The sequence below is a fragment of the Chryseobacterium gregarium DSM 19109 genome, assembly GCF_000430845.1.
GTDB classification, from domain to species: Bacteria; Bacteroidota; Bacteroidia; order Flavobacteriales; family Weeksellaceae; genus Chryseobacterium; species Chryseobacterium gregarium.
The window spans coordinates 1-5,487 of sequence record NZ_AUMU01000035.1 but is presented as its reverse complement, the minus strand read 5'-3'; the positions used below and the strand labels follow the sequence as shown (position 1 = coordinate 5,487).

The following is a 5,487-nucleotide window of genomic DNA, read 5'->3' as shown; positions in this document are numbered from 1 at the left end:
TCCTGATCTGTTACTTATATAATTGCCAGAAGCAATCCTATAAGGTAGATGATTAGTTTTTAATTCCATGCTTATCTAAAAGCTCTCCTGCGCTACTGACATACTCTCGTTTTCAGTGGGGCAAAGATAGAAACTCCTGCATTACCTTCCAAATATACTTAACATAAAATTCATAGCAAACCCTATTTTGTGGGGAAATAATAGCTTATATTATTGATTAACCTAGCGTTAGAAGGCCAATCAGAGTTATCCACAATAAACAAATAAACCCTATAAGCATTAACAGAAGATCGATAAAATGTGATCTGCTGAGGATTTTCCGAGGTTTAGCAGCGATTAAGGGATCGAAAAGACCTCTTTAATGAGGGTTGAATAATAGTCATTACTTATAAATGGGGATTACCGGAATGATTATTAAGTAATGGTTATTATATGATGGATTTTGACTGATGATTATTTTACAGATCGCTGCATCGGTGTTATGAATAATCCTGTTTAATCAATGGCTTAATGGAACTTTGGAAACCTCATAGGTTTTAAAAACCTATGAGGTTTGATCGTCCATCATATTAAAAACATATTATATATAAGGCTTGCTTAAAACCACCCCGGCAAAAATCCTCCGGATTTTTCCCACCCCTCCAAAGGAGGGGAATTTTTATGCGGGGATAATGATGATAGTTGTAAACATAACTGTGGAAGATCATGATAATATTACTGATAAGAAGCTTCGTCAAAAGCAAACCTGATAGCAACAGAGGATTAGTAATGATTCGAAGATAACTGCTGAAAAACGTTTTATAATTTAAAGTTTCTTTCTACATAGTCAAATCATGGGAACAAGATACCGTTAAATTCTTTCCCACTTACATAAATACTGTTAATGATTCCATAAAGCATGCTTGGGAGTTACACCCTTTTCAAATAGTAATATGAAGAACTATACTTATTCTATTATATCGTTTTTGAGTACTTCATAGGAGGGGATCTGATTTTTTTTGTTTCATAAGAGAAATCCCATAATCCTTTTTGTATTTCCAATAGTTAAGACCCTTAATTTTAAAGTTCAAAAAAGTGTTATTCTAAAATTTTCACTCAGTGTGGCAAAACATTATCATACATCAATTTTGACAAGGGTATGATTGTTGTAAATTGAAGCAATGAATTAAATATTAAAATCATGGCAAATTTAAAAGGGAAAGTGATTATAGTAACAGGAGCAGGAATGGGTTTAGGACTTGCCGCTGCAGATATTTTATCTTCAAAAGGAGCAAATATTACCTTAGTAGATTATAATGATGAAGCTTTAGAAAAAGCAAAGGCTGAACTAGAAGCAAAATATCCGAAAAGTAAATTTCTTACTGTGACTGCAGACGTTTCATTGGAAGAAAATGTAAAAAACTATGTTGACCAAACCGTGAAAGAATTCGGGAAGGTTGACGGATTATACAACAATGCAGGAATCGAAGGGAAACAAGCTCCACTAGTTGAATATGATATTGACGTATTTAAAAAAGTAATCGACATCAATTTGTTGGGAGTGTATTACGGAATGAAATATGTCATTCCCGAACTGCAAAAAAACGGCGGCGGAAGAATCGTCAACGTAGCTTCTGTCGGAGGAATAAGAGGCGTTCTGAATCAAACCGCTTATGTTGCCACTAAACATGTGGTAGCAGGAATGACTAAAATGCAGCCTTAGAATATGGCAAAGACAATATCTTAACCAATGCCATCGCTCCAGGCGCGATTCTGACACCGATGGTTGCTGAAGCTTTCAATCAGGTAAATCCGGCAGATCCGAAAGCGGCAGAAAAAGAATATGCATCAAGAAATCCCACCAGAAGATTAGGCGATCCAAAAGATGTAGGAAATTTAGTTGCTTATCTTCTAAGTGATGAAAACGGATATGTTTCAGGACAGGTTATCGCCATTGATGGTGGAGAATCGAATATGTACGGAAATCCATAGAAGTGCTAGTGGCGAATGGCTTCTAGCTTTTTGCCTTGAGCATTAATATAAAAATTGTCTTCAACATTGAGGACAATTTTTGTTTTTAGGTCTTACAAAATTCCAATATACAACTTCCAGCCAGCTTCGATAGCTAACTTCCAGCTTATACAAAACTGCATAATTTTTGAATGATTTGTTTTATCTAAATCAAAAAGTTATGAAAAAGTCCATTTTCAGATTACTTAATAAAATCAATAAGGCTATTTTACCCAAGCTGAGTGATAAAGATCCGACAAAACTGACTAAAGTGCAGAAAGGTATTTTGGCGTATCGTTATTTTGTGCTGACCAATTCTCTGGATTGACGAACTGCGTGAGGGATATGGAAGGAGCGGACGAAGCACGCGGTGCACAACACCGGAACGAAGTGGAGCCTGCAGAAGCCTGGCCCGACCCTTGGATTTGCTTCGGAGAGGGACATGTCATAATTCAAAAAACGAATTCATAAATAATTTTGCTATTGGGCATCAATATATTTTCACGCCTTCAAGACATAAAAAAACGTCCCAAAATTTGGAACGTTTTATATAACTTGAAGCTATAGACTTCTGTCTTCCTGCTTTTTATTAATTTTCTAAAATATAAGAGAACATCAATGGTGCACAAATGGTAGCATCACTTTCAACGATAAATTTCGGTGTCGTGATATCCAGTTTACCCCAGGTAATTTTTTCGTTTGGTACCGCTCCGGAATAAGAACCGTAAGAAGTCGTTGAATCCGAAATTTGACAGAAATATGACCAGAACGGAATATCATGCATTTCCATATCCTGATACAGCATCGGAACCACACAGATCGGGAAATCTCCTGCGATACCTCCACCAATCTGGAAGAAACCAACGCCTTTTCCTGCTGAGTTTTTCGTGTACCAGTCTGCCAGATAGGTCATGTATTCAATACCTGATTTCATCGTTGTAGCCGTCAGTTCACCTTTGATACAGTAAGAAGCGAAAATATTTCCCATGGTGGAATCTTCCCATCCCGGAACAACGATCGGAAGGTTTTTCTCTGCTGCTGCAATCATCCAGGAATTTTCTCTCGGGATTTCATAATACTGCTCCAAAACGCCTGACAGAATCATTTTGTACATAAATTCATGCGGAAAATATCTTTCGCCTTTGGCTTCAGCATCTTTCCATATTTCAACGATGTGCTTCTGCAGTCTTCTGAAAGCTTCTTCTTCAGGAATACAGGTATCTGTTACCCTGTTTAAGCCTCTTTCCAACAAATCCCACTCATCCTGAGCCGTCAGATCCCTGTAATGAGGAACTCTTTCGTAGTGAGAATGCGCCACCAGGTTCATCAAATCTTCTTCAAGGTTTGCCCCTGTACAAGAGATAAAATCTACTTTATCCTGACGGATCATTTCAGCCAAAATTTTTCCTAATTCAGCGGTAGACATTGCCCCAGCCAAAGTGATCATCATCTTTCCGCCTTCTTTCAGGTGGGCGACATAGCCTTTGGAAGCATCCACCAGCGCTGCCGCATTAAAGTGAAGGTAATATTTTTCTATGAATTCGGTAATCGGTTTGTTCATTATGATAATTTTGGCAAAGATAATGAAAGATGTTGGAAGCGGGAAGATGGAAGTGAAAAGTTGACAGCGTTTTTGAAAATTATTTGGGAGTATCCCTCGCCAAAGCTTTTTGCCGGCATCCCGGGTCGGGCTATTCGTTCCAATCTTTTTGTTCCACGCCTTTCCCGATTCTGAACAAAAAGGATTTCCTCTGCTATCCCTTACGCAGAGCAGTCTTCAATTCAAATAATCCTAAAACTTAAAACGTCTGTTTTCTTTTTTACCGGAATGTTGTTTTTTCTGTTCAATACGTCTCTCAACAGAAGATCTCGTCGGTTTGGTTTTTGCCCTGAATTTTGGGATAATTAAAGCCTTATCAACCAATTCTAAGATTTTCTCTATGGCAATTTTCTTATTTTGAAGCTGAGTTCTGCTTTCGGAAACACTCAGAAATAAAAATCCTTCCAGATTAATTCTGTTTTTTAGTTTTTCTGAGATCAGACTTTTCTGCCTTTCATTGAAAAACTCAGAATCTGAAACTTTCCAGGTAACGGTAACGGCAGTTTCCACTTTATTCACGTTTTGTCCGCCTGCCCCGCTGCTGCGGGAAGTTTTAAAATTCAGTTCTTTGGTAAAATCCTTCATATGAATTATGTATTATCAAATTCCCCTCCTCCGGAGAGGTGAATCAATTTTCTTTCGAAACTTGAGACGGGGTGGTTTTGTGAGTTTAAAATCATTTGCTCTCTATCATTTTCCTAAGTTCTAGCCTATTCACCTTCCCATTCAGTGTTCTTGGAATTTCATTGATAAAGATAACTTCTTTTGGCTTGTGAAATTTTAGCAGGTATTGGATGGTCGATAGCTTTTGATTTACAAATTCAGATTCAGCTCCTTCAATAACAGCAATCAGTTTTTGTCCCAAGCTTTCATCCTCCAATCCTAAAAAAACGACTTCGTTCGAAATTTCTTTTTTAACTAAAGCTTCCAGTTCTTCAGGAAATATTTTGGCTCCGCCGGAGTTAATCACATTGTCTATTCTCCCTAAAAATCTGAATTGATTGCCATTTCTCATTTCAACCAGATCATTGGTCTGCAATATTTCAGCATTCAAATTAGGCGCGAAAATTTTAAGGCAACCTCTTTCGTCTTTAGAAACAGAAACATTTTCAAGAACAGTAAAAAAGTCATCAGGATTTGGATAAATCTCTTTCAGCGCAATGTGAGAGAGTGTTTCAGACATTCCGTAGGTCTCGTAAATTTTTGTCGGAGTTTTTGATTGTTGAAGTGTTTGAGTTATTTTTACTTTTAAAGATTCCGAAACTGCAGCTCCCCCGATAATTAAATTTTTAATACAATGAATTTTATCTAAAGAATTGTCAACCTGCAAAGGTGTCATCGCACAAAATTCAATTTCAGTGTCTAAATTTTCCAAAGGTTTTAATGACGGTTCGGCAATGATAAGATTTAATTTTCTTTCAAAAGCCCGTACCACCATCATTTTTCCGGAAATATATTCTACAGGGAGGCAAATCAATGCCGTATCCCCTGCTTTCAAACCCAGAAAATCACAGGTCATTGCAGCAGAACTGAGCATTTTCTTTTTCTCAATGTCAAAAACTTTCGGATTCCCTGTAGAACCTGAAGTCTGTACTTTTACCGTTTTATCATTCGAAAACCATTCTTTTAAAAAAAAAATCACTTTTTTTTCAAATTCCGTCTGAGGATGTAAATTATTAATTTCGAGATTATTGAAGTTGACCAGCATATTTTCTACCTTAAAATGAAGTGTAAATTTAAAGAAAAATTAAAAAATGATTTGCAAATAGAGAAAAAAGCTTTAAATTTGCACCACTAAACAAGACAGACCCATGGTGTAACGGTAGCACTCTGGTTTTTGGTACCATCAGTTGGGGTTCGAATCCCTGTGGGTCTACAAACCATCCTTTTCCAAGGGT

4 protein-coding genes, 1 tRNA gene and 1 pseudogene are annotated in these 5,487 nt (G+C 37.0%); 3 read left to right on the top strand and 3 right to left on the bottom strand.

What is annotated here, in order from left to right; translation table 11 throughout:
* Positions 1–1,180 precede the first annotated feature (1,180 nt).
* A pseudogene (locus H561_RS22975) lies at positions 1,181–1,971 on the top strand (glucose 1-dehydrogenase).
* Positions 1,972–2,170: 199 nt separating this feature from the next.
* On the top strand, positions 2,171–2,317 hold the full coding sequence (locus tag H561_RS24200; protein ID WP_170207318.1) for a hypothetical protein: 147 nt from the start codon (positions 2,171–2,173) through the stop codon (positions 2,315–2,317).
* A gap of 261 nt (positions 2,318–2,578) precedes the next feature.
* Here the strand turns inward: H561_RS24200 and H561_RS0120080 are convergent, their stop codons facing one another.
* From H561_RS0120080 to H561_RS0120070, 3 genes are all read right to left on the bottom strand, one after another.
* Positions 2,579–3,550: a deoxyhypusine synthase family protein gene (locus H561_RS0120080; protein WP_027388602.1), complete on the bottom strand. Its 972-nt coding sequence runs from the start codon at positions 3,548–3,550 to the stop codon at positions 2,579–2,581.
* A gap of 231 nt (positions 3,551–3,781) precedes the next feature.
* Entirely contained in the window at positions 3,782–4,174 is a 393-nt protein-coding gene (gene arfB, locus H561_RS0120075; protein ID WP_027388601.1) for an alternative ribosome rescue aminoacyl-tRNA hydrolase ArfB, read from the bottom strand.
* A gap of 91 nt (positions 4,175–4,265) precedes the next feature.
* Positions 4,266–5,297, bottom strand: a complete 1,032-nt coding sequence (locus H561_RS0120070; protein ID WP_027388600.1) for an AMP-binding protein — start codon at positions 5,295–5,297, stop codon at positions 4,266–4,268.
* Between the two features lie 97 nt (positions 5,298–5,394).
* Between H561_RS0120070 and H561_RS0120065 the strand changes: the two genes are divergently transcribed.
* A tRNA-Gln gene (locus tag H561_RS0120065) sits at positions 5,395–5,465 on the top strand.
* Positions 5,466–5,487: the final 22 nt, after the last annotated feature.